26 protein-coding genes are annotated in these 24,628 nt (G+C 68.4%); 8 read left to right on the forward strand and 18 right to left on the reverse strand.

Features of this window, described 5'->3' with window-relative positions; translation table 11 throughout:
• Positions 1-2 precede the first annotated feature (2 nt).
• A complete protein-coding gene (yajC, locus tag DJ018_RS14580) occupies positions 3-350 on the reverse strand; it encodes a preprotein translocase subunit YajC (protein ID WP_111515677.1) in 348 nt (115 codons plus the stop codon).
• 114 nt (positions 351-464) lie between these two features.
• On the opposite strand from yajC, the gene DJ018_RS14585 reads away from it, so the two are divergent.
• Entirely contained in the window at positions 465-1,304 is an 840-nt protein-coding gene (locus tag DJ018_RS14585) for an ATP-binding protein (RefSeq protein ID WP_111515678.1), read from the forward strand.
• Between the two features lie 39 nt (positions 1,305-1,343).
• Here the strand turns inward: DJ018_RS14585 and DJ018_RS14590 are convergent, their stop codons facing one another.
• The 13 genes from DJ018_RS14590 to DJ018_RS14650 form a co-directional block, all read right to left on the reverse strand.
• The gene (locus DJ018_RS14590; protein ID WP_111515679.1) at positions 1,344-3,311 is read right to left on the reverse strand and encodes a LysM peptidoglycan-binding domain-containing protein; all 1,968 of its coding nucleotides are present in this window, start codon (positions 3,309-3,311) and stop codon (positions 1,344-1,346) included.
• A 96-nt stretch (positions 3,312-3,407) separates the two neighbouring features.
• Entirely contained in the window at positions 3,408-4,064 is a 657-nt protein-coding gene (locus DJ018_RS14595; RefSeq protein WP_111515680.1) for a protein-L-isoaspartate(D-aspartate) O-methyltransferase, read from the reverse strand.
• Position 4,065: 1 nt separating this feature from the next.
• Positions 4,066-4,842 carry a 5'/3'-nucleotidase SurE gene (surE, locus tag DJ018_RS14600; RefSeq protein ID WP_111515681.1) on the reverse strand — a complete coding sequence of 259 codons (777 nt, stop codon included), beginning with the start codon at positions 4,840-4,842 and terminating at the stop codon, positions 4,066-4,068.
• Positions 4,842-6,119 (reverse strand): serine--tRNA ligase, encoded by a 1,278-nt coding sequence (gene serS / locus DJ018_RS14605; RefSeq protein ID WP_111515682.1) that lies wholly within the window; start codon positions 6,117-6,119, stop codon positions 4,842-4,844. Before serS ends, surE begins: the two co-directional genes overlap by 1 nt.
• 81 nt (positions 6,120-6,200) lie before the next feature.
• A complete protein-coding gene (gene tatC, locus DJ018_RS14610; RefSeq protein WP_111515683.1) occupies positions 6,201-7,118 on the reverse strand; it encodes a twin-arginine translocase subunit TatC in 918 nt (305 codons plus the stop codon).
• A 3-nt stretch (positions 7,119-7,121) separates the two neighbouring features.
• A complete protein-coding gene (gene tatB / locus DJ018_RS19610; protein ID WP_111515684.1) occupies positions 7,122-7,679 on the reverse strand; it encodes a Sec-independent protein translocase protein TatB in 558 nt (185 codons plus the stop codon).
• A gap of 72 nt (positions 7,680-7,751) precedes the next feature.
• On the reverse strand, positions 7,752-7,961 hold the full coding sequence (locus DJ018_RS14620; protein ID WP_111515685.1) for a twin-arginine translocase TatA/TatE family subunit: 210 nt from the start codon (positions 7,959-7,961) through the stop codon (positions 7,752-7,754).
• Between the two features lie 109 nt (positions 7,962-8,070).
• Positions 8,071-8,724 (reverse strand): SMC-Scp complex subunit ScpB, encoded by a 654-nt coding sequence (gene scpB / locus DJ018_RS14625; RefSeq protein WP_111515686.1) that lies wholly within the window; start codon positions 8,722-8,724, stop codon positions 8,071-8,073.
• Positions 8,721-9,536, reverse strand: a complete 816-nt coding sequence (locus DJ018_RS14630; protein WP_111515687.1) for a segregation and condensation protein A — start codon at positions 9,534-9,536, stop codon at positions 8,721-8,723. Before DJ018_RS14630 ends, scpB begins: the two co-directional genes overlap by 4 nt.
• Positions 9,533-10,570, reverse strand: a complete 1,038-nt coding sequence (nagZ, locus tag DJ018_RS14635; RefSeq protein WP_476742286.1) for a beta-N-acetylhexosaminidase — start codon at positions 10,568-10,570, stop codon at positions 9,533-9,535. Before nagZ ends, DJ018_RS14630 begins: the two co-directional genes overlap by 4 nt.
• Positions 10,555-11,358 carry a cell division protein FtsN gene (gene ftsN, locus DJ018_RS14640; RefSeq protein ID WP_111515689.1) on the reverse strand — a complete coding sequence of 268 codons (804 nt, stop codon included), beginning with the start codon at positions 11,356-11,358 and terminating at the stop codon, positions 10,555-10,557. The genes nagZ and ftsN overlap by 16 nt, the downstream gene beginning before the upstream one ends.
• Before the next feature lie 128 nt (positions 11,359-11,486).
• Positions 11,487-12,011, reverse strand: a complete 525-nt coding sequence (locus tag DJ018_RS14645) for a TadE/TadG family type IV pilus assembly protein (protein WP_111515690.1) — start codon at positions 12,009-12,011, stop codon at positions 11,487-11,489.
• The gene (locus tag DJ018_RS14650) at positions 12,008-12,505 is read right to left on the reverse strand and encodes a TadE/TadG family type IV pilus assembly protein (protein WP_111515691.1); all 498 of its coding nucleotides are present in this window, start codon (positions 12,503-12,505) and stop codon (positions 12,008-12,010) included. Before DJ018_RS14650 ends, DJ018_RS14645 begins: the two co-directional genes overlap by 4 nt.
• Before the next feature lie 116 nt (positions 12,506-12,621).
• Between DJ018_RS14650 and DJ018_RS14655 the strand changes: the two genes are divergently transcribed.
• Positions 12,622-13,977, forward strand: coding sequence for a pilus assembly protein (locus DJ018_RS14655; protein ID WP_111515692.1), 1,356 nt, complete (start codon positions 12,622-12,624; stop codon positions 13,975-13,977).
• Positions 13,978-13,980: 3 nt separating this feature from the next.
• Here the strand turns inward: DJ018_RS14655 and DJ018_RS14660 are convergent, their stop codons facing one another.
• Entirely contained in the window at positions 13,981-15,159 is a 1,179-nt protein-coding gene (locus DJ018_RS14660; RefSeq protein ID WP_111515693.1) for a deoxyguanosinetriphosphate triphosphohydrolase, read from the reverse strand.
• Between the two features lie 87 nt (positions 15,160-15,246).
• Here DJ018_RS14660 and erpA point away from each other — a divergent pair, with 87 nt between their 5' ends.
• The 4 genes from erpA (at position 15,247) to DJ018_RS14680 (ending at position 18,108) form a co-directional block, all read left to right on the forward strand.
• Entirely contained in the window at positions 15,247-15,579 is a 333-nt protein-coding gene (gene erpA, locus DJ018_RS14665; RefSeq protein ID WP_111515694.1) for an iron-sulfur cluster insertion protein ErpA, read from the forward strand.
• Between the two features lie 79 nt (positions 15,580-15,658).
• Positions 15,659-16,438: an exodeoxyribonuclease III gene (gene xth / locus DJ018_RS14670; RefSeq protein ID WP_111515695.1), complete on the forward strand. Its 780-nt coding sequence runs from the start codon at positions 15,659-15,661 to the stop codon at positions 16,436-16,438.
• Positions 16,439-16,481: 43 nt separating this feature from the next.
• Positions 16,482-17,366: a hypothetical protein gene (locus DJ018_RS14675; protein WP_111515696.1), complete on the forward strand. Its 885-nt coding sequence runs from the start codon at positions 16,482-16,484 to the stop codon at positions 17,364-17,366.
• A gap of 55 nt (positions 17,367-17,421) precedes the next feature.
• Complete coding sequence (locus DJ018_RS14680; protein ID WP_111515697.1) at positions 17,422-18,108, forward strand: NnrU family protein; 687 nt, start codon at positions 17,422-17,424, stop codon at positions 18,106-18,108.
• Here the strand turns inward: DJ018_RS14680 and DJ018_RS14685 are convergent.
• The gene (locus tag DJ018_RS14685) at positions 18,105-18,794 is read right to left on the reverse strand and encodes an aspartate/glutamate racemase family protein (protein WP_111515698.1); all 690 of its coding nucleotides are present in this window, start codon (positions 18,792-18,794) and stop codon (positions 18,105-18,107) included. The genes DJ018_RS14680 and DJ018_RS14685 overlap by 4 nt on opposite strands.
• Positions 18,794-20,533, reverse strand: coding sequence for a dihydroxy-acid dehydratase (gene ilvD / locus DJ018_RS14690; RefSeq protein WP_111515699.1), 1,740 nt, complete (start codon positions 20,531-20,533; stop codon positions 18,794-18,796). Before ilvD ends, DJ018_RS14685 begins: the two co-directional genes overlap by 1 nt.
• Positions 20,534-20,733: 200 nt before the next feature.
• On the opposite strand from ilvD, the gene DJ018_RS14695 reads away from it, so the two are divergent.
• The gene (locus DJ018_RS14695; protein WP_111515765.1) at positions 20,734-22,572 is read left to right on the forward strand and encodes a glycoside hydrolase family 9 protein; all 1,839 of its coding nucleotides are present in this window, start codon (positions 20,734-20,736) and stop codon (positions 22,570-22,572) included.
• 3 nt (positions 22,573-22,575) lie between these two features.
• Here DJ018_RS14695 and DJ018_RS14700 read toward each other — a convergent pair whose 3' ends face one another.
• A complete protein-coding gene (locus DJ018_RS14700) occupies positions 22,576-23,496 on the reverse strand; it encodes a Gfo/Idh/MocA family protein (RefSeq protein ID WP_111515700.1) in 921 nt (306 codons plus the stop codon).
• A gap of 108 nt (positions 23,497-23,604) precedes the next feature.
• On the opposite strand from DJ018_RS14700, the gene DJ018_RS14705 reads away from it, so the two are divergent.
• Positions 23,605-24,606 carry an NADP-dependent oxidoreductase gene (locus DJ018_RS14705; RefSeq protein ID WP_111515701.1) on the forward strand — a complete coding sequence of 334 codons (1,002 nt, stop codon included), beginning with the start codon at positions 23,605-23,607 and terminating at the stop codon, positions 24,604-24,606.
• Positions 24,607-24,628: the final 22 nt, after the last annotated feature.

Below are 24,628 nucleotides of genomic sequence, written 5' to 3' on the forward strand. Positions count from 1 at the left end.
CCTCAGACCTTGGCGTCGTTGGCCGGGGCCGGCTCGCCGCGCGTGGTCACTTCGGCGATGGAGCCCTTGCGGACCTTCACCGTGACGCCCGTGGCGATCTCGACGCCGACTTCCTTGTCCTCCACCCGGACAACCTTGCCCAGGACGCCCGAGGACAGGACCACCGTGTCGCCGCGCTTAATAGCGGCCAGCATGGCCTGGTGCTGCTTCAGCCGGCGCTGCTGCGGGCGGATCATCAGGAAGTAGAACAGGACGACCAGCGCGATCAGCGGCAGGAACTGGATCAGCATGGCTTCCGGTCCGCCAGCGGCGGCGCCGGCGGTTTGGGCGTAGGCGGGGGTGGCGAACATGGCCTCTCCGAAAAGTCAGCGACGGGCGGAACTCGTCCCCGTCGAAAGTCGGCGGAAGCTATGCGCTGCGCGGGCCTTTTGCAATGGAACCGCCAGGAGGCTAAGCGTCCCGGCATGGACGCCGACCTGCAACCTCTGCTGCTTCGCATCGCAGAGGCCCTCGAACGCCTCGCGCCGCCTGCGCCCGCCCCACCGGATTTCAGCGGCGCCCGCCTGTTCCGGCACGAGCCGCAAACGGGCGACTTCCACCCTGCCCCGGACTACCCGCTGGCGCTGGAAAGCCTGGTGGGCGTGGATCGGCAGAAGGGTCGATTCGTCGAGAACCTCGAGCGGTTCGCACGGGGGCGGCCGTACAACCACGCCTTGCTTTGGGGCGTTCGCGGGACGGGCAAGAGCTCCATGGCCAAGGCCGCCTTCATGGCAGTGGCCGCGCAAGCTGCGGAGCTGAAGCTGGTGGAGGTCGACCGCGATCAGGTCACGTCGCTGCCGGCGTTGTTCGATCAGCTGCGGGCCCGGCCCGAAAAGTTCGTGGTGCTGTGCGACGATCTGTCTTTCGAGGAAGGCGCCGCGGCGGCCAAGGCGCTGAAGTCGGCGCTGGAGGGCGGCGTTTCGGGGCCGCCAGCCAATGTGCTGTTCGTCGCAACCTCGAACCGGCGGCACCTGATGCCCCGTGCGCACTTGGAGGACCGCGGCCATCTGGCCGCCGCCGAGGACGCGGAAGAAGAGATCAGCGCCTCGGACCGGTTCGGCCTGTGGATCGGCTTCCCCCCTATGGACCAGGCGACTTACCTCGCCGCGGTACAGGGCTATGCGGCGCAGTTCGGGCTGGAGACGCCTGGGCTCGACCGCCGTGCGCTGCAGTGGGCACAGCTGCGCGGCGGCCGCTCCGGGCGCGTGGCCTGGCAGTTCATCCGCGACCTGGCAGGCGAGCTGGACCGCCCGCTCCCGCTCTGAGCTGATCGCAGGCTCCTCCTCCGCGGAGGAGCCCTGTCGTCAGCGAGGCAGGACGAGCTTCGGGTCGATGGGACGCGCGCGTTCCAGCGGGCTAGAGGCGTAGCGGATCTCGAAGTGCAGCTGGGTGGTCGGAACGCCGCCCGATGAGCCGGCCTGGCCGATCTGCTGCCCCTGGGCGATCTTCTGCTGCATCTTCACATCGACCCGGTCGAGGTGGCCGTACGCCGTGACCCAGCCGTCGGCATGCTTGATCAGCACCAGATTGCCAAAGCCCGGAACCTGGTCCCCGGCATAGACCACGTCGCCGGCTGCGGCGGCCCGCACGGGCGCGCCAGCCGTGGCGGCGATGTTGATTCCGTCGTTGCGCTGGCCGCCGCCCTTCGGGCCGTAGTCGGAGACGATTTGGCCCTGCAGCGGCCAGACGAAGCGGCCACGACCCAATTCGGAGATCTGGGCGTCGCCCGCGGTAGGCGCCGCAACGGGCGCCTGAGGGGGCCCGCTGGACGACGGCGCGGGGGTGGTCGGACGGCTTTGCGGCGGAGGCGTATAAGGCCGAGGGGCGGTTTGGGCCGGCGGCTGCGTTGCGGGCGTCGCCGGACGCGGCTGAGCCTGCGGCTGGGTGACCGGCGCACTGGGACGCGGTTGAGCCTGCGCAGGCGCCGAGACGCCTGGCCCCGGCGTGTAGGGCCGCGGCGTGGACGGCAGAACCGGAGCGGGCTCCTGCACGGGAACGCGAGCCGGTTCAGGCGTGGGGGCGATGGGCGTCGGCGCAGGTTCCACCGGCCGGGCGATGGGGGTGCGGACCGTCTCCGTCAGAGCGCCGCGGTCGCGGTAGCCGCTGGGCAGGCGGATGCGCTGCCCTCCGCGGACGGTCGCGTTGCGCGACAGGCCATTCTCGGTGCGCAGGGCCGCTTCCGTCACGCCGAAGCGCCGGGCGATCTGGGCCAGCGTGTCCGGACCATTGGCCACATAGGCCTTGGCGGTTGAGGTCGGGCCCTTCAGTTCGTCTCCCGGCTGGATGACGGCGTTGCGCTTGAGGTCGTTGTCCTCGCGCAGCTGGGCGACCGTGGTGCCCAGGCGATCGGCGATCTTCTCGAGGTTGTCGCCCTTTTTCACCGTGTAGGTGACCGGCTTGCCTTCGACGTCGACGACCCGGCCGGTGACCAGGCGACGGGTGGAGGTAGTGTAGGTCGGCTCCGGATCCGAGGCGCGCGTCGGCGTGGCGGCCGGCCGGGTCGGCGCCGGCGTCTCGCGAACAGGAATGGGCTCGGCGTCAGGCGCCTGCGAGGGCGTCACCGCAACGCGGGTCGTGGTGGTGATCGGGCCCTTGTCGCGGAACCCTTCCGGCAGGCGCAGGCGCTGGCCCACGCGCAGCGAAGTGGCCCTGCCGATGCGGTTCTCCTCGGCGATGGCTTCGGGCGTGACGGTGAAACGGCGGGCGATGGCGAACAGAGTGTCGCCCTGCCCCACCACATAGGCCTTGGCGCTGGAGGTGGGTCCCTTCAGCTCGTCGCCTGGATGGATGGCGGCGCCCTTTTTGAGGTCGTTGTCGGCGCGCAGCTGGTCGACGGTGGTGCCGAGCTTCTTGGCGATCTTCTCGAGGTTGTCGCCGCTCTTGACCTCGTAGGTCACGGCAGGACCGTCGACATCGACCACACGGCCGGTGACGGTGCGGGCGGTGACGGTGCGATAGGTGGGCTGGGCCGGCGCGGCTGGGCGCTGTGCCGGCGCCTGTGCTTGGGGCGCGGGAGTCAGCGGTTGGAGCGGGCGCGCATCCACCGGCGGCGGCGGCGCGGTCTGAGCCAGCGGCGCTTCCTCCACGGTGGGAACAGGGGCTTGGCTAGCCGCAGCCGGCGGCGGCGCGGGGGTGCGCACGGGAGGCTGGCCTGGCGCGGGCGCCGTCCGGTCGATCGGGAAGTTCGGGCGCAGAGGCTCCGCGGTGGTGCAGGCGCCAAGGGCGCCGGTCATCAGCGCGATCAGGCTCGTCCGCTGCAGGAAATGCGTCATCGCCGCTCCGCAAAATGGGCAACAAGGAATCAGTCGGGGCGTCGCAGGAGAATGGGCGAGGCCCGACGCCGAGGCCAACCCGCAAACCGCCGCAGCTCAGGGCTCTTTGGCGACGCCTTCGAGAAGGGGGACGAAACGGACGTCGATCAGGTCTTCGACGGTGAAGCCGCCCTGCCCGTCACCGGTGTAGCGGCGAAGCGTCTGGACCGGCCCCCTGCCGATCGGCGCAACCAGGACGCCCGAGGGCTTCAGCTGCTCCAGCAGAGCCTTCGGCTCTCCCGGCGCCGCCGCCGTGACCATAATGCGGTCGAAAGGCGCCTGCTCCGGCCAGCCTTCGCCGCCATCACCGAAGCGGGTGATGATGTTGGTGAGGCCCAGGGTTTTGAAGCGCGCCTCGGCGTCCTGCATCAGTGTGCGGTAGCGCTCGACGGAATAGACCAGCCGCGCCACCCGCGAGAGGATCGCCGACTGATACCCGGAGCCGGTGCCGATCTCGAGCACGCGGTCGCGCTTTTCGATCTTCAGCGCCTGGGTCATCAATCCGACGATGAACGGCTGGCTGATGGTCTGGCCGCAGGCGATCGGCAGGGCGCTGTCCTCGAAGGCGCGCTCCTTGAACAGATCCGGGGTGAACAGCTCACGCGGGGTGGCTTCGATGGCGGCCAGCACCTTGGCGTCGCTCACGCCCTGCGAGCGCAGGGCGAGGATCAGCCGGGCCATCCGGGTTTCGGGAGTGTCTTCCGCTTGGGCCATCTCAGGCTTTCGGGACCGCGCCGCCCAGCACCCCTTTCAGGTCGTGCACGGTCGGCTGATGCGTCAGGTCGATATGCAGGGGCGTGACCGAGATCCGCCCTTCGTAGACGGCGCGCAGGTCGGTGCCGTCCGCGGGCTCGGATTTCTCGTGCCGGAAGCCCATCCAGTAATACTCGCGGCCGCGCAGGTCGGTGCGCTTTTCCGAATGGCGGATGTGGGCGTCGCGGAAGCCCTGACGCGTCACCTCGACCTCGGTCACCTGGTCAGCGGGCGCCTGGGGGAAGTTGATGTTGATGACCACGTCCCTGGGCCAGCCGATCTCGACGAGGCGGCGGATCACCCCCGGGGCGTGCGCCTCGGCCGCATCGAAGAAGCGGTCCTCGACCGCGTAGCCGCCAGTCTGCGAGAGGGCGATGCCGGGCACGCCCAGGGCCATCGCCTCGATCGCGCCGGCCACCGTGCCGGACATGGTGACGTCCTCGGCGAGGTTCGCGCCGCGGTTGACGCCGGAGAGCACGAGGTCCGGGCGCGCGCCCTCCACCAGCTCGTTCAGTCCGAGCATCACGCAGTCGGTGGGCGTTCCGGTGGTGGCGAAGCGGCGCTCGCCCACCTTTCGCACGCGGATCGGGTCGGCCAGGGTCAGGGCGCGGCTGGCGCCGGACTGCTCGTACTCCGGCGCGCAGATCCAGACGTCGTCGGTCAGCGCCAGCGCGATCCGCTCCAGGGCCGCGAGCCCAGGCGCGTGGATGCCGTCGTCGTTGGTGAGCAGGATCCGCATCAGCCGATGTGGCTCAGGCCGCCCATGTAGGGCTGCAGCACGTCCGGGATGGCGATCTTACCGCCCTCGTCCTGGTAGTTCTCGAGCACGGCGACCAGGGTGCGGCCCACCGCCAAGCCCGAGCCGTTCAGGGTGTGGACGAAGCGGGTGCCCTTTTCGCCGGCCGCCTTGGTGCGGGCGTCCATGCGGCGGGCCTGGAAGTCGCCGCAGTTGGAGCAGGAGCTGATCTCGCGATAGCGGCCTTCCGACGGAATCCAGACCTCCAGGTCGTAGGTCTTGCGGGCCGAGAAGCCCATGTCGCCGGCGCACAGCAACATCGTGCGGAACGGCAGGCCCAGGCGCTTGAGCACCTCCTCGGCGCAGCCGGTCATCCGCTCGTGTTCGGCGTCCGATTCATCTGGCGTGGTGATCGAGACCAGCTCGACCTTGCTGAACTGGTGCTGGCGGATCATGCCGCGCGTGTCACGCCCCGATGCGCCGGCCTCCGAGCGGAAGCAAGGCGTGAGCGCGGTCAGGCGAAGCGGAAGCTCTTCCTGCGGGGTGATCTGCTCGCGGACCAGGTTGGTCAGCGACACCTCGGCGGTGGGGATCAGCCAGCGCCCGTCGGTTGTGCGGAACAGGTCCTCGGCGAACTTGGGCAGCTGGCCCGTGCCGAAGGCCGCGTCGTCGCGCACCAGCAGCGGCGGCGAGACCTCTAGGTAGCCGTGCTCGCTGGTCTGCAGGTCGAGCATGTACTGGGCGATGGCACGCTCCAGGCGCGCCAGCTGCCCCTTGAGCACGACAAAGCGCGAGCCGCTCATCCGAGCGGCGGCCTCGAAGTCGAGCAGGCCCATGGCCTCCCCAAGATCGACGTGGTCTTTGGGCTCCGCGATGGCGCGCGGCTCGCCCCAGCGGCGGGTCTCGACGTTGTCGTTCTCGTCGGCGCCTGGCGGCACGTCCGCGGCGGGGATGTTCGGCAGGGCCGCGAGAATGCCGCGCAGCTCCTCGGCCGCGCTGCGCTCGAGTTCCGCCTGCTCTTCCAGGGTCTTCTTGAGCGTCTCCACGTGCGCCATCAGGCGCGTGGCTTCGGCCTCGTCCTTCTGAGCCTTGGCCTGGCCGATCTTCTTGGAGGAGTCGTTCCGCTCGGCCTGAGCCGACTGCAAGGCGGTTTGCGCCGCGCGGACGCGCGCATCCAGGTCGACGATCCGCGCCACGGTCTCGCCGCCAGACATACCCTTCGCGTCCCAATGCTTCTGATACAGCTCGGGGTTTTCGCGAATGGCTCGGATGTCGTGCATGGGCGGCCCACGTTGCGGTGAGCGGTCTCTCTAGAGCGCGTCGGCGGACGGGCCAAGCCCTCGCGGTTAACCTCGCCCGCCTCAGACGGCGACGAGGTCGCGTCCGTCCTCTTCCCGCTTGCGCCGCACCTCGATCAGACGCACGCACCAGATCGAAATCTCGTAGAGAAGGATGATCGGCAGGGCGAGCAGCGTCTGGCTGATTGGGTCCGGCGGGGTGATGATCGCCGCCACCACGAAGACGCCGACGATGGCGTAGCGGCGCCCGTCCCGCAGCATCTTCGAGCTGATCAGGCCGGCCAGGCCCAGCAGGGTGAGGACGACCGGCAGCTGAAAACAAAGACCGAAGCCCAGCAGCAGCGTGGTCACCAGGCTGAGGTAGTCGGAGACCTTCGGCAGCATCTGAACCGAGACCGGCCCGACGCCGACAATCTGCTGGCTCAGCGAGAACCACAGCACGAAGGGCAGGATCACGAAGTAGACCAGGGCCGCGCCCATCAGGAACAGGGCCGGCGCCGCCAGCAGGAACGGGATGAAGGCCCGCCGCTCGCGCTTGTAGAGGCCCGGTGCGACAAAGGCGTAGACCTGCCAGGCCAGCACGGGGAAGCAGAGGACGATCGCTCCGAAGCCGGCGAGCTTCAGCTTGGTGAAGAAGAACTCCAGGGGCGCGGTGAAGACCAGCGAAAGGCTCTTGGCCCCTTCGACGGGCGGCGCCTCGCGAAGGCCGACCAGGGTGAGGAACAGGTCCTTCGCGCCCGTCAGCATCCCCATCATGCCGCCGGCGTGCGCCTCATGCCGAACCGCCAGCAGTTGGGCGGCGATGGCGAAGGGGTGCAACAGCAGCAGGTAGATGGGCGTGGAGTAGTAGAAGCAGACCACGAAGCCGAGGAACACCGCAGCCACGCAGATGATCAGCCGCTTGCGCAGCTCCACGAGGTGATCCAGCAGCGGGGCGCGGCTGGCCTCGATTTCGGCTTCATCGGGATCGTAGTCGCTCACGCCCTACTCCGCCGTGTTCTTGGGCTTGCGCGGCGCCGCAGCGCGCTTGGCGCGAGGCTTGGGGGCCGCTTTCGGGGTGGCTTGGGCTTCCGGCGTCACCGGCGGGTCGACCTGCTCGACCGTGGCCTTCCGGGCGCGCGGCTTGCGAGCGGGCTTCGGCGCAGCCGCCTCTTCCGCTTCGATCTGCGCCTGGGCGGCGGCCGCCTCTTCCGGCGTCGGCTCGTAGCGGTAGTTCACCGGCGCATCGAGGTCGACACCGACCTCGGTGAGACCGTGCTGGATGTCGCTGAAGGTCTGGGTGACCTGCGAAGCCGTCTCCGAGACCGTGGGATCGGTCCACTGGCCGCGGCGCATGGCGTCCACTTCCTTGCGCAGCTCGTCCAGCTCCGACTGGCGCGCCATCTCATCGAAGCTGGAGCGGAATTCCGCCGCCATGCCGCGCAGCTTGGCCATGAACTGGCCGAGCTTGCGAAGCAGAACAGGCAGATCCTTGGGCCCGACCACGATCAACGCCACAATGGCGATGAGCAGGATCTCCGTGCCGCCGATCTCTTGAAACATGGCGAGCGCCTAGACGAGAACGCCCGCGCCGATCAAGACCGGCGCGGGCCAATTGGAAGAATATTGCGACGCTTAGGCGCCGGTCTTCTCGTTCTCGCGGTCCTTGGGCAGCGGCTTGGCCGAGGCTTCCTGCGTCTCGTCCTCACCCTTCAGCCCGTCACGGAAGGCGCGAATGCCTTTGGCGGCGTCGCCCATCAGGCCCGAAAGCTTGCCGCGCCCGCCAAACAGCAGGGCGACGATGACCAGGACGATGACCCAGTGCCAGATGGAAAAAGAGCCCATAGCGGCGAAACTCCTCTGCGCGCGCGGCCCTACCGGCCGCGCCCCCGCGACTTCTCGCGAGCTATATAATCCGTCCCGGCGAGGTGCGCCATGGACACGAGATGCGTCCTTAGCGCTCCGACTCGTCCTCGTCGCCCAGGAAGTCGATATGGAACTCCGGCTGTTCGGCGAGGTCCAGCGGGTCTTCGTCGGCGCCGATGGCTTCGGGATTCGGAACAGTGAAGTCGGCCGGCAGGTCCAGCGACAGAAGTCCCGCCGCCTTCATCTCGGCGATGCCGGGAAGATCGGACAGGCTGGCCAGGCCGTAGTGCTCCAGGAAGGCGTCGGTCGTGCCGTACGTCACCGGCCGGCCCGGCGTGCGGCGGCGACCGCGCATGCGCACGAGGCCGAGCTCCAGGAGGACGTCCAGGGTGCCCTTGCTGGCCTGCACGCCGCGAACCGATTCAATCTCGGCGCGGGTCACCGGCTGGTGATAGGCGATAATCGCCAGGGTTTCCTGCGCGGCTTTGGAAAGGCGGCGGGGCTCCTCCCGCTCCTCGGTCATCAGCCAGGCGAGATCCTCTGCGGTCTGGAAGCGCCAGCGGCCGGCGACCTGCACCAGTTCGACGCCACGACCGGCGTAGCGAGCCTGCAAGGCGGCGAGCCCGCCGGCAACGTCGGCGCCCTCCGGCAAACGCGCGGCGATGTCGGCGACGCTGAGGGGACCCGCGGCCGCGAACAGCAGCGCCTCGATTTCGCGCTCAGTGTGGATGGCGTCGCTCACGCCAGCACCTCAGATGCCGCACGGGTGCGCAGATAGATGTCGGCGAAGGCTTCCAGCTGTCGGACGTCGAGCGCGCCTTCCTTCACGAGCTCAAGGCTCGCCGAGAGGGTGGAGGCGACATAGGAGGCGCGGCTGGGGCCGGGCTCTTCCCCCCTGCGCATCGGCGCGACGCCGGCAAGCGGGGTCCAGACGGCCAGCTCCGGCAACAGCTTGCGCAGCCGCTCGCGCGCCTCTTCCAGCGGGAAGGCGGCGGGCGGACGCGGCGCGTAGTGGCGCGAGGCTTCCTTCTTCCGCTGGCCGATGTAGGCGCTCATCAAGCTGTATAGGTCGCCCTCGATGCGTCCCGACGGGACCACCTTGATGGCGTCCGGGTCGCCGCGAACGAAGACGTCGCGGCCCACCTGCGGGCGCGCCTTGAGAGCCTCGACGGCGGTTCGCATCGCGTCCAGCTTGGCCAGACGATAAGCCAGACGGGCGGCCACTTCCTCGGCGGGCGCCTCGTCCGGCTTGGCCTTCTCAGGCTTCGGCAGCAGCAGACGGGATTTCAGATAGGCCAGCCAGGCGGCCATCACGAGATAGTCGGCCGCCAGCGAGAAGCGCATCCGCCGCGCCTGCTGAACAAAGGCCAGATACTGCTCCGCCAGCTTGAGCACCGAGATCCGGGTCAGGTCGACCTTTTGGCTGCGCGCCAAGGCGAGCAGGACATGCAGCGGGCCTTCATAGCCGTCCACGTCCACGATCAGCGCCTCGCCGTCCTCCGCGGCGCTGGCGGCAGCGGTGAAGTCGAGGTTCGGCTGAAAGGGCGCGTTCACTTCAGCGCGGCGCCTTCGAAGGCGGCGGCGAAGCGCGCCCGCCCCTGCTCCACATCGAACGGCTCGGGGCTACGGGCCAGCCGAGCCAGGGCTGCTTCGGCACGGCGCGCGGACCGCCCCTTGAGCGGCCGGGCGCCTTTCACGACGCCCTTCATTTCGTCCATGTCGCCATTGCAGTGCAGGAGCACGTCGCAGCCGGCGTCCAGCGCGGCCTGCGCCCGATCCGAGAAGTCGCCGGACAGCGCCTTCATGGACAAGTCGTCGCTCATCAGCAGGCCATCGAAGCCGATCTCGCCGCGGATCACCTTGGAGATCGCCTTGCGCGACGTGGTCGCCGGCCGCTTCTTGTCGATGGCCGTGTAGATGACGTGGGCGGTCATCGCCATCGGCATGTCCGACAGCACCCTGAACGGCGCGAAGTCCCGCTGGAGAAGGTCGTCGTAGGACGCCTCGACCACTGGAAGCTCCAGGTGGCTGTCGGCCTTGGCCCGGCCGTGACCGGGAATGTGCTTGATGATCGGCAGGACGCCGCCGGCGATCAGGCCTTCCGCCGCCGCACGACCGAGGAAGGCGACGTCTTCCGGGGTCTGTCCATAGGCCCGGTCGCCGATGATCTCGTGGCCGTCTGGAGCCGGTACGTCGAGCACCGGGACGCAGTCCACGTTGATCCCGACTTCGGCAAGATCGTGCGCCATCAGGCGAGCGCCCAGGCGGGTGATCTCACGCTTCAGCAGCGGGTCATTGCCTGCCAGCTGGCCATAGGCCCTGCCCGGCGGGTACTTCGGCCAGTGTGGCGGTCCCATGCGTTGAACCCGGCCGCCTTCCTGGTCGATCAGGATCGGCGCGTCTGGGCGATCGACCGTCTCGCGCAAGGCGGCGGTCAGCGCGCGCACCTGGTCGGGGCTGTCGATGTTCCGCTTGAACAGAATGAAGCCCCAGGGCCGCACGTCGCGGAAGAAGGCGACCTCTTCCTTGGACAGCGTCAGGCCCTGGCAGCCCAGGATGGCGGCGGTGGTGCTCACCGGACGAAGCAGGCCTTGCCGGCCGCCTTCAGCTTGGCGCAGTAGGCGGCCGCTTCGGTGCGGCTCGAAAAGCCGGTGACGGCGGTGCGGAAGAGCGTCGATCCACCCTTCTCGATCCGCTCCACGCTTTTCCCGTGTCCGCCGCCCGCGATGGCGACGGCGTCGCTGAAACCTTTGTCGGCAAGCGCCTTGGACGAATAGGCGCCGATTTGCACGGCGGCGGCGCCGGCGGCCTTTGGCACGGGCGCAGCGGCGGCAGGTTGCGGCGCCGCCTTAGGCGCGGCGGGAGCAGGCGCGGCCTTGGGCTGGGCCGCGACCGGTGGCGCGGCCGGCGCTTGGGCGGTCTGCACAGGAGCAGCCGGAAGGGCCGGACGCAGCGCCGGGCCCGCAGTTACGGGCGTCGTCGGTGCAGCGACTGGCGGGGTCACCACCACGGCGGGGGCCTGAGGGCGCGGTTGGGGCTGTTCCGGCGGCGCCGTGAATTGCGGCGAGGCCGGCGTGGTCTCGCCCGGCTCGGCGTAGATCTGCAGGCCGGCGGCCGGATCCTGCGGCTGCGCTTCCTGAGGCGCGGCGGCGGCGATCTCGCCCACGGGCTGCCCCACGGTTTGCGGCGCCTCGCCCGCCTGGCGTACGCCCGAGCGGTAGAAGAGGATGATGGCCACCACCAGCCCGACCAGCACCAGGGCGCTGATCACCAGGGTGAACGGAAACGGACGCGCGCCGCGAACCGGCTGGCGGGCGTCAAAGGACAGCGGCTCGTCCGTGGGCGGCGTATAGGCCCCGCGCTCGTGCTCGGACATTGGGTCTCCCGGGAAACTGCGCGATCAAGACTCGACGCGAATCGCGGCTTCAAAGCGGCAGTCTAGCGAAGGCGCACACGCGCCAAACCGCTTCCGGGCGTTTTCTTGTGGGCGGTGAGTCGCAGGCGTTAGCGGCGAGTGACCTGCTGAGCGGTGCGAGGCATGAGCACGGCCCGCTTCTGCAGTCTGAACCCGTCCGGCATCACAGCCTTCACGCCGGGATGGAAGGTGTAGCTGACATCAGCGACGATTGCGGTGACACCGGGCGGCAGCGTGCCATACGGAACCGTGGCAGGCTGCGTTCCCGCATAGGCGCCCTGCGGGGCTTGGCTTACCCAGTCTGTGGTGATCTGTCCGTTCTGGTCCGCCGTCACGCTGATGATCCGCTGCCCCAAGGTTGCAGCTGGCAAAGGCTCCATCAGCAGCGTTCCACCCGTAAAGATTACGCGTAGATCGTTGTCTGTCACCCGCGCGCTCTGGGTGACCACGTCTGCGATGGCGTAGGCCACGTGCGACGTCCGTCGTTGCGCTTCTGCGGCTTGGACGAGTTCGACCGTCGCCAGGAGGACGAGGAGCATGATGGGCAAGATCAGAGCGAACTCAACGACTGCCCCTCCCCGCTCATCCATCCGGAAGCGTCGAAGACGGCTCATCCGATCCACCAGGGCTCGTTCTTGAACATGGTGCGGGCCACGATCTCGACGTGCAGACCGTCGGCAGCGCGCGGGAAGCTGTCGGCGGCAAAGGGCATGAGCATCGGCCAACTGTAAGTCGCCGTGACGAGCACGATCTGCTCGGCTCTGCCGCTATCGAAGGGCTCCCCGACGATCTTGGGCGGCTTCACCGCTTCGTCGAAATTGCTGAAGCTCTGGACCGCGATCTTCACCTTCTGGAGGCACGTGTCCCGGCCGGCCATCTCGTTGCAGATCGCTTGTCTGAACTGCGCGGCGGTGGTCGCCGGTCCATTGTTCGTGCGGATCGCTCGCGAGGCTTCAAGGACCGCATTGTTGAAGTTTACCGACATCACCTCGAGGATGGCGATCTGGATGGTGCCGATCAGCAGCGCGAGGAATATGGGCAGCACGAGGGCGAGCTCTACGAGGCTCGCGCCGCTTTGATCCGCGGCAAGGCGCCTGATCCGGCTCATCTTTCCCCAACCCAGCCCCGTCTCCAGCCACGCAGAAAAAGTCGCGCAACGCTGGAGCTTGTTCGCAGTCTGAACGCTTAAGCTTCGAACGGGTTGCTGCCGAGGTGGCTGGGGACATGCGGATATTGAAGGCGCGGCTGCGCACGCTGGCGTTCGACCAGAAAGGGGCCATGGCGGTGACCCTGGCCCTGTCCATGCTGCCCATGAGCCTGGCGGCCATCGGGTCCATTGACCTGATCCGCGGCCTGGGCACGCGCAACCATCTGCAGGATGCGCTCGACGCCGCAGCCCTGGCCGCGGCGCGCAGCACGGCCACGGACTCCATTGAGATCCAACGCATCGGACGGGCCGCCCTGGCGCTGAACATGGGCGCGGACGCGGCCGTGAACTCCACCTTCACCCTGACGAAGGAAGGCGTGGTGATCGCCAACGCGAGCACGGTGTCGCCCACCTGGCTCTATGCGTCCATCGCCGGCTCGGACCTCACCGTTGACGCCCACTCCGAAGTCACCCGCGCCTCCAGCAACGTCGAACTCGCCATCGTGGTGGACGTCACCGGTTCGATGGCTGGCAGCAAGATCGTCGACCTGAAGGCGGCCGCCACCAACCTCGTGGACCTGGTGGTGAAAGATCAGCAGGAGCCGTTCTTCTCGAAGGCTTCGCTGGTGCCCTACTCGGCTGCTGTGAACGTTGGTAGCTACGCCGAGCTCGTACGCAACAAGGTAGCCCCGGGAACGGACACGAACCCAGGCAGCCAATATTTCACCTTCACGAACGCGCGAGGGGCAACGAAAACGTTCCCGTCCAGCACGTGCGTGACGGAGCGAACGAGCCCCACAAGCAGGCGCTACACGGACGTTGCCCCCGCACGAGTAAACGGCCGCATACGGAATCCAGCGGGCTGGCATTACGCGGGAAGCGAGAACGGCTGCCTAACCAGCCAGATCGTGCCGCTGACCAGCAACAAGACGAGCCTCAAAGCTCAGATCGGCGCTCTAAGAGCTGAAGGCTCTACGGCGGGCCACATCGGCCTAGCCTGGGGCTGGTATACGATCTCTCCCAACTGGAAAGCCATCTGGCCGGGAGAAAGCGATCCCCACGCCTATGGGGAGCGGAAGCTCGTCAAGGCGCTTGTTCTAATGACCGATGGCGAGTTCAACACCGCCTACCGCGACGGCGTGATCGCCGCTAACTCCGGCTCCGGCAGTGGGTCGGCTGAGAACCACATCGGTGGCGACCCCACAAACGGGGATCCGTTCGCGCAGGCCACCAAACTATGCAACGCCATCAAGACGCAAGGCGTGGTGATCTACACCGTAGGCTTCGCCCTGAAGGATCCGGCCGCCACGACACTGATGAACACCTGCGCCACCGACGCCGACCACGTGTACCTGCCCAACAGCGGTGTCGCCCTGAAGGACGCCTTCCGCTCGATCGGTCAGGACATCAACAAGCTGCGGATCTCGAAGTAGCGCTCAGCTCAGCACGTCGAGGTGGAAGAGCTTGCGGTGTTCTTCGATGGCGTAGCGGTCGGTCATGCCGGCGATGTAGTCGCAGACGACGCGGGCGCGGCCGGCCTGATCGCGGGAACGGGCGCGCTCGAACCACTCGCTGGGCAGGACGTCAGGCTCGGCCATGAACAGCTGGAACATCTCGGCGAGCATCCGCCGGGCCTGGCTGCGGGTCCGGTTGACCTTCCAGTGGCGATACATCCGCTCCATCAGGAAGGCGCGCAGGACGCCCAGGTCTTCCACCATCTCGCGTGAGAAGCTGACGAGCGCGTGTCCGAGGTCGCGAACGTCCTCGGCGCTTTTCACATGGCCGACCTCGGCGCGGCGGCGCGTCTCCACCAGGACGTCATCGACCATGGCCCCGATCATCCGGCGAACCGCCTCGAGCCGCAGGATGCGCTGGTCGCAATCCGGATAGTCGCGCTCGGCGCTGATCACGTGCGGTCCGATCAGGGGCACGTCGCGTAGCTCCTTCAGGAAGAAGAGGCCAGCTTCGACGCCATCGTCGACGTCATGATTGTTGTAGGCGATATCGTCCGCGAGCGCGGCGACCTGCGCCTCGGCGGACGCCCAGGTGCCCAGGCCGAGATCGTACTGCGCATCGAACTCGGCGATGGCGCTCCAGGAGGGCTTCTCCAGCTTCTCGACCACCGGGCCGTTGTGCTTGATGACGCCTTCCAGGGTTTCCCAGGTGAGGTTCAGCCCCTCGAATTGCGGATAGCGCCGCTCCAGCCGGGTCACCACCCGGAAGGTCTGGACGTTGTGGTCGAACCCGCCGAAGCCCTGCATCTGGATTTGCAGCTCGTCTTCGCCCGCGTGCCCGAACGGGGGATGGCCAAGGTCGTGCGCCAGGGCGATGGTCTCCGCCAGATCCGCATCGAGCCCCAGGGCGGTCGCGATCGAGCGGGCGATCTGGGCGACTTCCAGGCTGTGGGTCAGGCGGGTGCGGAAATGGTCACCTTCGTGCGCCACGAAGACCTGGGTCTTCTCCTTCAGACGGCGAAAGGCGGTGGAGTGGATGATGCGGTCGCGATCCCGGGCGAACGGGGTGCGGGTGCGGCTCTCCGGCTCGGCCACCTTTCGGCCGCGCGACGTGGCGGGATCTTCAGCGTAGGGCGCGCGGGGCGGGATCGTGGCGGCCATCGGACCTTTTCGAAACTCTAAGAGGCCTCTTGGTCGAAGCCGCGGGGGACCTCATATAGGCTAAGCCACCAGTTCCTTTAACAGGCCATGACCACCACCGACGTCACCCTCTCCCTGAACGCCGCCCAGCGGATCCGCGCCATCGGTCAAGCCGAGGGGCGGCCGGTCATGCTGCGCATTGCGGTGGAAGGCGGCGGCTGCTCCGGCTTCCAGTACCAGTTCGACCTGGTGGAGCAGTCGGAAGCCGACGACATCCGGATCGAGCGCGACGGCGCAGCGGCCCTGGTGGACGCGGTGTCCATCCCGTTCCTGAAAGGATCGGAGATCGACTTCGTGGAGGAACTTGCCGGGGCGGAGTTCCGCATCCGCAACCCCAACGCCAAATCCAGCTGCGGCTGCGGCGTCAGCTTCTCGATCTGAGGCTTCGGCCACCCAGGCCATTGAGCCGGCGCGCGGGCGCCACTAGCTTCGCCGGCCAACACGAGGCCGGAGCTTCCGCATGCGCATCGCCACCTGGAACGTGAACTCGGTCAACGCGCGCCTGGAGACGGTGACGCGCTGGTTCGAGGAGGCGCAGCCGGACGTCGCCTGCCTGCAGGAGATCAAGTGCGTCAACGAGAAGTTTCCGGCCGAAGCCTTTGAACGGCTTGGCTATAACCTCGCCGTTCACGGTCAGAAGTCCTACAACGGCGTGGCTATCCTGTCGAAGACGCCGCTGGAAGACGTGCGGCGCGGGTTGCCGGGCGACGACACGGACGAGCAGGCCCGTTACCTCGAAGCGGTAGTGTCCGGACCGCAGCCGGTGCGGGTCGCCTCCATCTACCTGCCCAACGGCAATCCGACCGGTACCGAGAAGTTCGCCTACAAGCTCGCCTGGATGGAGCGCCTGCGCCGGCATGCCGAGGAGTTGCTCGGCTACGAAGAGCCCCTGGCGCTGGTGGGCGATTACAACGTGATCCCCGAAGATCGTGACGCCGAGTTCCCGAAGAACTGGGTGGAAGACGCGCTCTATCAGCCGGAAAGCCGGGCCGCGTTCCGGTCGCTGAAGTGGCTTGGCCTGACGGAAGCCTATCTGCAGGCGGACGGCGCGCCGGGCGCCTACACCTTCTGGGACTATCAGGCGGGCGCCTGGCAGCGGAACAACGGCATCCGCATCGACCACGCCCTGCTCTCGCCCCAAGCCGCAGACAAGCTGCGCGGCGTCAGCATCCACCGCGATGTGCGCAGTTGGGACAAGCCGTCCGACCACGTGCCGCTCGTGGTCGAGCTGGACCTCTAGGCCGCACTTTCGCGAAAGGCCCGAACGGGCTTAGCCTGGGGCCATGGACGAGATCGCGCGTCTTCTGGTGATGATCGTGCTCGCCGGGGTGGGCCTGACCCTGCTTGGCGGGGCTGCGGTCTGGTACTCGGAGGAGAGCCGGCGGATTCGCCGAGGCCTGAAGCACGTGCTGGGCGGCAAGCCCGAGGCGATGCTCGTGGCGGCGGGCCGCGGACGTGGCGCAGGCTTCAGCTTCCCAAGCGGACGTCTGGCGGTCGCCTGGGACGCCGGGACCTGGTGCCTGGTTTATCGGCTCGAGGAAGTGGTCGGGGCGGAGCTGATCGTTGACGGTCAGGTGGCCGGCCGCGTGTATCGAGGCGAGCCGCGCCGCGCGGTGGACCTGTTCGGCGGGGCCGAGAAGCTGGTGCGGCTGCGCCTGATCTTCGACGATCCGGCCCATCCCGATTTCGACCTCGACCTGTGGGTGGCGGGCGACGAGGCGCGTCGGAAGTCGGCCACCGCCTCCGAGGCCATGCAGGAAGCGAACCGCTGGTTGGCCCGCACGGAATCGATCCTGAAGCGGCAGGCGCCGGAAGGCCGGGCCGGCCCGTTGCCGATCTCCAACGCCGCCCTGGCGACCGAAGCTGTGCGGGAACGGGCCCTGGAAGCGCCGCCACGCAAGCCGCGCGCCTTCCCGAAGAAGCCCGAGCCGCAGGTGGCCACGCCGGCCATGGCGGGCGCTGGCCAACTGCCGTTCGATTTTGAACCGGAGCCGGATCTCGGGCCCGAACCCGCGCACCTCGACCTCGATCCGGAGCTGGAGCGCGAACCGCTCTCCACGCTGGGCGCTGCTCCCTCTCCCGCAGCCCCCTCGCCTAGCGCCAAGCCGCCGGCGCGCACGCAGCGAGACGATGAGGATGACGAGCCCGACGACGGTCCTCCCTGGTAGTTGACGGTTTGCGGCGTGGCGCGCAGCTTGGCCGCAAAGCTCGGAGCCTGCGCCGATGACCAGTCTGCTTGCGGCCGCCGCCTTCTTCGTCCTGATCCACCTCCTGGTTTCCGGCACACGGGTTCGCGACGCCCTGGTCGGCCGGATCGGCGAGGGTCCCTACATGGGCCTGTTCTCGCTGGCGTCCTTGGCGGGCATTGTTTGGCTGAGCCTAGCTTTCGGCCGGGCGCGGAGCGCGCCGGGAAACGAGCTGATCTGGGGCGCGGCTTCCGTGCTGCGTTGGGTGCAGGTGGGGCTGCAACTGGGGGCGGTCAGCCTCGTGGTGCTCGGCCTCAGCACGCCCAATCCGACCAGCGTCCGTCAGGAGGCGGCGCTCGATCGACCGGTTCAGGGCGTCCTGCGGATCACCCGTCATCCGTTCCTCTGCGGCGTTGCGATCTGGGCCATCGGACATCTGCTGGTGAACGGTGATGTCGCTAGCATGGTGCTGTTCGCCTCCATGCTGCTGCTGACGCTGTTCGGGACGGTTAGCATCGACGCCAAGCGGCGGCGAGCGCTCGGCTCCAAGTGGGACGCCTTCGCGGCCCAGACCTCGATCATCCCGTTCCTGGCCATCGCGCAAGGACGGCAACGCTTGAACATCGGGGAGATCGGCGCCTGGCGGCTGCTGCTCGCCGTGGGCGTCTGGGCGGCCTTGCTGCTCGGTCACCCGCACCTCGTGGGCGTGCCGGCTCTGCCCTAGGCCAAGGCGAACGCCACCGCGGCCTCGCAATGCGCGAGGGTCGTGTCCACCACGGGCAAATCCAGCTCAGTCGGGTCAAGCAGCAGGCCGATCTCGGTGCAGCCGAAGATCACGCCGTCCGCGCCGACCGCCTTGCCGCGCGCGATCATGTCCAGAGCCGCCGCTTTGGATGCCGGTTCGACGCGACCCTGGCAAAGTTCTTCGAAGATGATGCGGTGGAGTTCGGCGCGCTCGGCCTCATCTGGGATGAGCGGGTCCATCCCGGCCGCTTCCAACCGCTCGCGATAGAAGGCCTTCTCCATCGTGAAGCGCGTCGCCAGCAGCAGGGGGCGGCGCACGCCGCGAACCTTGAGGGCCTCGGCCGTCACGTCTCCGATGTGCAGGAAGGGCACGCCCACCGCCGCCGCGATCTGCGGGGCGTTCAGGTGCATGGTGTTGGTGCAAAGCAAAATCGCTTCAGCGCCGCCGCGCTCAAGAGCCTGAGCGGCCTCGGCCAACAGGCGGCCGGTGGCATCCCAATCACCCTTGGCCTGCAGCTCTGCGATCGGCGCGAAGTCCGCCGACCAGAGCAGCAGCTGGGCGGAGTGGAGGCCGCCCAGTTGCTCTCGTACCAAACGGTTGAGCTCCCGGTAGTAGACCGCCGTGCTTTCGGCGCTCATCCCGCCCAGGAGCCCAAGGGTTTTCATCAGATGTCCGCGTAGACGTGGGTTTCGGCGGCGGCGCCCGGGTTGGTCACCGCGCCGGCATAAGCCGGGCCGACCAGCTGGACATACTTCCAGATGGCGCCGGAGTTGTAGTTGTGCTTGCGGGGCGGCTCGAGCGACAGCTCGTGGGCGCGGTGCTCCAGCTCGATGGGATCGACTTCCAGGTCGATCGTGCCGGCGTCGGCGTCGATGGAGATGATGTCGCCGTCCTTGACCAGGGCGATCGGCCCGCCGGCAGCCGCTTCCGGTCCCACGTGGCCGATGCACAGGCCCCGCGTGGCGCCGGAGAAGCGACCGTCGGTGATCAGGGCGATGTTCTCCACGCCCTGGCCGTAGAGGGCCGCGGTCGTGGCCAGCATCTCGCGCATGCCGGGGCCGCCCTTGGGACCCTCGTAGCGGATCACCAGCACGTCGCCTTCCTTGTACTCGCGACGCTCAACCGCCTCGAAGCAGGCCTGCTCGCCGTCGAAGACCCGGGCCGGGCCACGGTGCTTGGTGTGCTTCAGGCCGGCCACCTTGACGATGGCGCCGTCGGGGGCAAGCGAGCCCCACAGGCCGACCACGCCGCCGGTGGGCGACAGCGGGTTGGACGCCGGACGGATCACGTCCTGGTCGTCGCGCCAAACGACGCCTTCGAGGTTCTCGCGCAGGGTCTTGCCGGTCACCGTCATGACGTCGCCGTGGATCAGGCCGGCGTCCAGCAGAGTCCGCAGCAGCATGGGAACGCCGCCCGCTTCGCCCATCTTCTTGGCAGGGTACCGGCCGCCCGGCATCAAATCGGCCAGGTAGGGCGTGCGCCGCATGATCTCGGCCACGTCGCGCAGGGTGAAGTCGATGCCCGCCTCGTGCGCCATGGCCGGCAGGTGCAGGGCGCCGTTGGTGGAGCCGCCGGTCGCGGCGACAACGACGGCGGCGTTCTCGAAGGCTTCGCGGGTGCAGATGTCGCGCGGACGGATGTTGCGCTCGATCAGCGCCATCACCGCCTCGCCCGTCGCCTTGGCGTACTCGTCCCGGGCGAGATAGGGCGCCGGCAGGGCCGAAGAGAGCGGCAGAGCCAGGCCGATGGCTTCCGATACGCAGGCCATGGTGTTGGCGGTGTACTGGCCCCCGCAAGCCCCGTCGCTCGGGCAGGCGTGCTGCTCGAGATCGCAGAGGTCCTCCAGGCTCATCTTGCCGGAGGAGTACTTGCCGACGCCTTCGAAGACGTCCTGCACCGTGACTTCGCGGCCTTGCCACGAACCCGGCAGGATGGAGCCGCCGTAGATGAAGGCGCTGGGCACGTTCAGGCGCAGCATGGCCATCATCATGCCCGGCAGGGACTTGTCGCAGCCGGCGATGCCCACGAGCGCGTCATACGAGTGGCCGCGCATGGTCAGCTCGACCGAGTCGGCGATGACGTCGCGGCTGACCAGCGAGGAGTGCATCCCCTCATGGCCCATGGCGATGCCGTCCGTCACGGTGATGGTGACGAACTCGCGCGGGGTGCCGCCGGCGGCCTTAACGCCTTCCGACGCGGCGTGCGCCTGGCGCAGCAAAGCGGTGTTGCAGGGCGCCGCTTCGTTCCAGCAGGAGGCGACGCCTACGAACGGCTGAGCGATCTCACGGCTGCCGAGGCCCATGGCGTAGTAGTAGGACCTGTGCGGAGCCCGCGCGGGCCCCTCGGTGACGTGGCGGCTGGGCAGCTTGGTTTTGTCCCAGGACCCGTCCGGCTTGCGATGCATGATGACGCTCCCGACTAAGAGGCGCCTTCCATAAAGGGCGGATTGTGCCGTTGGAAGGGGCCGCGGCCGATTAGCTGCGCAAGATCTTGCCTCTGGGTTGGCGCTGAACGGCTGAGCTTAGCTGCTTCGACCCCGAAGGAGCCTCGCGGCAGGAGACTGTCCGCTTGATCGGGCGCTGGGAATCCGCCTGTGTGCCAGCCATGTCTCGCTTGCTCCCTCGCCTGCTCGCCGCAGCCTCCGTCCTCGCCGCCTCGAGCGCGCTGGCCGCGGAACCTGCCGCCTCCCCCATTCGGTTCAACCAGCTCGGCTTTGCACCTGACGCGCCGAAGCTTGCGGTGGTCGCCGACAGCGCATCTGCTCCGCTGTCGTGGAGGCTGGTGGACGGGCGCGGCCGCACGCAAGCCAGCGGGCGCACCGAAGTGGTTGGTGCGGACTCCGCATCGGGCGAGCACCTTCATCGCATCGACTTCAGCGGCGTGCGCACCGCTGGCGATGGCTTCAAGCTGGTGGTCGGACAGACGCAGAGCCGGCCCTTTGCGATCCAGCCCGCCCGTTACGAGCGGCTGAAGTTCGACGCGCTCGGATACTTCTACGAGAACCGGGCTGCGGTCCCGATCGAGCCGCGGTTCGTCAGCCGGCCGGATCTGGCGCGGCCGGCCGGCCATCCATCGGAGAAGCTCACCTGCTTTTCGGGCAAGGACAATGCGGGCAACACCTGGCCCGGATGCGACTACACCCTGGATGTCACGGGCGGCTGGTACGACGCGGGCGACCACGGCAAGTACGTGGTCAATGCGGGCGTTTCCGTCTGGACCCTGCTGAACGCCTACGAGCGGCTGGCGCCGAAAGGCTCTCCGTTCGCGGACGGGCGCGGGCGGATCCCTGAGGCGGGCAACGGGGTCGACGACCTGCTGGACGAAACCCGCGTCGAACTCGAGTTCCTGCTGCGCATGCAGGTCCCGCAGGGCAAGCGCCTGAGCGTCCCGGTCGGCGCGCAGGGACGCGGCAAACCTCTGGTGTTCAGCCCGATAGACGCTGGCGGCATGGCGCACCTGAAGGCGCATGATCAGCGCTGGACCGGCCTGCCCATGCGGCCGGACAAGGACCCCGAGACCCGCTTCCTCTACGGCCCGACCACCAGCGCGACGCTGAACCTGGCCGCAGCGGCGGCCCAATGCGGGCGCATTTGGCGGACGATCGATCCTGCCTTCGCGGAACGCTGCCTCGGCGCCGCGCGCAGCGCCTACGCAGCGGCCAAGCGCAATCCGGAAGTCTACGCCTTGGGCGACTTCGCGGGCGGCGGCGGCTACGGCGACAGCAAGCTCGCCGACGAGTTCTTCTGGGCCGCGAGCGAGCTCTACGCCACGACGGGCGAGGCCGCCTTCCTGGCCGACCTGAAGGGCTCCAGCGTCTGGACCGGCCTGCCGCAGACTGCGGACGACATCGCTTGGCCGGCGGTCGCCACCGCAGGCCTGGTCACCCTGGCGGCTCGGCCAGGCGGGCTGGACGCCGCCGACCAGGCAAAGGTGCGCAGCGCGCTGGTGGCGAATGCGGACCGGGCTCTGGCGGATGGGGCGCGGCAGGGCTACCGGCTGCCCTACGCGCCGGAGGGTTATCCCTGGGGTTCGAACTCCACGGTGCTGAACCGGGCGTTGGTGCTGGCCGTGGTCGCGGACCTGACGGGCGAGGCCCGGTACAAGGCCGGCGTGGTGGACGCCATGGACTATGTGCTCGGGCGCAACCCGCTCGATCGCTCGTTCGTCAGCGGCCACGGCGCGCGGCCAATGCGCAATCCGCACCACCGCTTTTGGGCCCACCAGATGGACCCGGCGTTCCCGCTGCCGCCTCCGGGGGCGCTGTCGGGCGGGCCGAACAGCACCAGCATGGGCGATCCGGTAGCGCTGGAGCTGAAGGGGAAGTGCGCGCCGCTCAAGTGCTGGGCGGACGACACCCGCGCCTACGCGCTGAACGAGGTGGCGATCAACTGGAACGCGCCCCTTGTCTGGGTCGCCGCCTGGCTGGATCGGAACGGGGGCTGACGCTCAGCCCTGTTCCAGCGCGCGCTCGACGGCCAAGCCGAGGTCGAGCGCGCGGATCGCCTCTTCGGCGTTGACCACCGGCCGGGGCGCCTCGCCGCGCACGGCCTGCAGGAAGCCTTCGACGCTCGCGCCAAGCGGGTCTTTGGCCGCCGGCGTGTCGGCGAAGTCCGGGTTGAGCTCGAACGGCGTGGTGTTGCGGAAGGTCCGGGCTAGGAAGTCGATCTCCACCTCGCCGGAGGGATAGACCACCTTCATCGTGCGCTTGCGCTCCTGCGCCATCCGGGAGCAGTCGAACACCGCCACGAAGCCGTCCTCGAAGCTCACCTCCGAGCGGATCTGGTCGTAGACGCCGCCTGGGCCACGCGCGCCTTCCGCCTCCGCCGTCGTCGGCTCGGCCGTTGAGATTGAAAGGGCGAGGTCGATGTCGTGGATCATCAGGTCGAGCACGGCCGAGACGTCCTGGCTGCGCGGCGATGGCGTGCCATGGCGCAGAGCCTCCAGGCGCAGCGGCTGTTCCGGCACATCCAGCAAGCCCATGGCGCGGAAGACCACCCGCTCCTGGTGCCCGCAGGCGACCACCAGGCCTTGAGCCTGGGCCGCCGCGCGGACCTTTTCAGCGTCGGCCAGCGTCACTGCGATCGGCTTTTCCACATAGACCGGCTTGCCTGCGGCGAGCACCGCCAGCGCCTGTTCGGCGTGCAGGGTTGCCGGCGAGGCGATGGTGACGACGTCCACGGCTTCCAGAAACTCGGCCATCTCATGGAACGCGCGTCCGCCGAGCGGCACCGCCACGGTGGCGGCGCGATCCGGGTGCGGGTCGAGCACCGCCGACAGAACCACGCCGTCCAGCCGGGCGTACTGGCGGGCGTGATAGCCCCCAAAAACCCCTGCCCCGATGACGCCGCCGCGCAGTGACTCGATCATGCCAAGCTCCGGATTGGGCCGTGCGGGTAGCAGGTCGCCGCCCTCGACGCCACCCGCCGAGGCGAGCTAAACAAGCGTTTGACGCATCGGACGCAGAGGATCCCGCCCATGACCACCTCCCGCGAAATTCGCCTGATCAGCCGGCCCACGGGCATGCCCGCTCCCGAGAACTTCGAACTGGCCACTGTCGACGTCCCCGAGCCCGGCGCGGGCGAGGTCCTGGTCCGGAACCTCTGGATGACGGTGGATCCGTACATGCGCGGGCGGATGAACGACGTGAAGAGCTATGTCCCGCCGTTCCGTCTGGGCGAGGCGATGGAGGGCGGCGCGGTCGGACGGGTCGAGGCCTCCAATGACCCGGCCTTCCAGCAAGGCGACCTGGTGCTCAGCATGAAGGGCTGGCGCGAGGCGTTCGTGGCGCCCGGCGGGCAACTGGAGAAACTCGACACGCAAGGACTTCCGCCGCAGGCGTTTCTGGGCGTGGCCGGCATGCCGGGGCTGACGGCCTATGTGGGCCTGCTACGGATTGCGGCGCTGAAGGAAGGCGACGTGGTGTTCGTGTCGGGCGCGGCCGGCGCTGTGGGCTCGGTGGTCTGCCAAATCGCCAAGGCCAAAGGGCACAAGGTGGTGGGCTCAGCTGGCGGCGCCGAGAAGGTCGCCTTCCTGAAGGAGATCGGGGTCGATCACGCGGTCGACTACAAGGCCGAGCCGAACCTCGCCAAGGCCGTGCTGGCCGGCGCGCCCGATGGGATCGACGTCTACTTCGACAATGTCGGCGGCGAGCACCTGGAGGCGGCGCTGACGGCGGCGCGGTTCAAGGCCCGCTTCGCGATCTGCGGTATGATCAGTCAGTACAACGCCACTGAGCCGCCGGCTGGCCCCCGGAACCTCGCACTGATGATCGGCAAGAACATCCGGATGGAAGGCTTCATCGTGTCTTTCAACGCGGACATGAAGGCCGACTTCGTACGCGACCTGTCCCAGTGGGTCTCAGAAGGCAAAGTCACCTGGCGCGAAACCGTCAAGGAAGGCATCGAGCAGGCGCCAGACGCCTTCCTCGGCCTCTTTTCGGGCGAGAACCTGGGGAAGATGTTGGTCAAGCTCGCTTGAGCCGGGTGAACGCCGGAAGCAC

It is taken from the genome of Phenylobacterium deserti, assembly GCF_003254705.1.
GTDB classification, from domain to species: Bacteria; Pseudomonadota; Alphaproteobacteria; order Caulobacterales; family Caulobacteraceae; genus Phenylobacterium; species Phenylobacterium deserti.

What these genes read in the sequence shown, in the direction of transcription:
- tatB (WP_111515684.1), bottom strand. Translation starts at nt 7,679, where the DNA reads ATGTTTCAAGAGATCGGCGGCACGGAGATCCTGCTCATCGCCATTGTG.
- DJ018_RS14705 (WP_111515701.1), top strand. Translation starts at nt 23,605, where the DNA reads ATGACCACCTCCCGCGAAATTCGCCTGATCAGCCGGCCCACGGGCATG.
- ilvD (WP_111515699.1), bottom strand. Translation starts at nt 20,533, where the DNA reads ATGCATCGCAAGCCGGACGGGTCCTGGGACAAAACCAAGCTGCCCAGC.
- DJ018_RS14675 (WP_111515696.1), top strand. Translation starts at nt 16,482, where the DNA reads ATGGACGAGATCGCGCGTCTTCTGGTGATGATCGTGCTCGCCGGGGTG.
- xth (WP_111515695.1), top strand. Translation starts at nt 15,659, where the DNA reads ATGCGCATCGCCACCTGGAACGTGAACTCGGTCAACGCGCGCCTGGAG.
- DJ018_RS14650 (WP_111515691.1), bottom strand. Translation starts at nt 12,505, where the DNA reads ATGAGCCGGATCAGGCGCCTTGCCGCGGATCAAAGCGGCGCGAGCCTC.
- DJ018_RS14620 (WP_111515685.1), bottom strand. Translation starts at nt 7,961, where the DNA reads ATGGGCTCTTTTTCCATCTGGCACTGGGTCATCGTCCTGGTCATCGTC.
- ftsN (WP_111515689.1), bottom strand. Translation starts at nt 11,358, where the DNA reads ATGTCCGAGCACGAGCGCGGGGCCTATACGCCGCCCACGGACGAGCCG.
- DJ018_RS14595 (WP_111515680.1), bottom strand. Translation starts at nt 4,064, where the DNA reads ATGGCCCAAGCGGAAGACACTCCCGAAACCCGGATGGCCCGGCTGATC.
- DJ018_RS14585 (WP_111515678.1), top strand. Translation starts at nt 465, where the DNA reads ATGGACGCCGACCTGCAACCTCTGCTGCTTCGCATCGCAGAGGCCCTC.
- surE (WP_111515681.1), bottom strand. Translation starts at nt 4,842, where the DNA reads ATGCGGATCCTGCTCACCAACGACGACGGCATCCACGCGCCTGGGCTC.
- DJ018_RS14660 (WP_111515693.1), bottom strand. Translation starts at nt 15,159, where the DNA reads ATGGCCGCCACGATCCCGCCCCGCGCGCCCTACGCTGAAGATCCCGCC.
- yajC (WP_111515677.1), bottom strand. Translation starts at nt 350, where the DNA reads ATGTTCGCCACCCCCGCCTACGCCCAAACCGCCGGCGCCGCCGCTGGC.
- DJ018_RS14655 (WP_111515692.1), top strand. Translation starts at nt 12,622, where the DNA reads ATGCGGATATTGAAGGCGCGGCTGCGCACGCTGGCGTTCGACCAGAAA.
- DJ018_RS14590 (WP_111515679.1), bottom strand. Translation starts at nt 3,311, where the DNA reads ATGACGCATTTCCTGCAGCGGACGAGCCTGATCGCGCTGATGACCGGC.
- DJ018_RS14700 (WP_111515700.1), bottom strand. Translation starts at nt 23,496, where the DNA reads ATGATCGAGTCACTGCGCGGCGGCGTCATCGGGGCAGGGGTTTTTGGG.
- DJ018_RS14645 (WP_111515690.1), bottom strand. Translation starts at nt 12,011, where the DNA reads ATGAGCCGTCTTCGACGCTTCCGGATGGATGAGCGGGGAGGGGCAGTC.
- DJ018_RS14685 (WP_111515698.1), bottom strand. Translation starts at nt 18,794, where the DNA reads ATGAAAACCCTTGGGCTCCTGGGCGGGATGAGCGCCGAAAGCACGGCG.
- DJ018_RS14680 (WP_111515697.1), top strand. Translation starts at nt 17,422, where the DNA reads ATGACCAGTCTGCTTGCGGCCGCCGCCTTCTTCGTCCTGATCCACCTC.
- serS (WP_111515682.1), bottom strand. Translation starts at nt 6,119, where the DNA reads ATGCACGACATCCGAGCCATTCGCGAAAACCCCGAGCTGTATCAGAAG.
- erpA (WP_111515694.1), top strand. Translation starts at nt 15,247, where the DNA reads ATGACCACCACCGACGTCACCCTCTCCCTGAACGCCGCCCAGCGGATC.
- DJ018_RS14695 (WP_111515765.1), top strand. Translation starts at nt 20,734, where the DNA reads ATGTCTCGCTTGCTCCCTCGCCTGCTCGCCGCAGCCTCCGTCCTCGCC.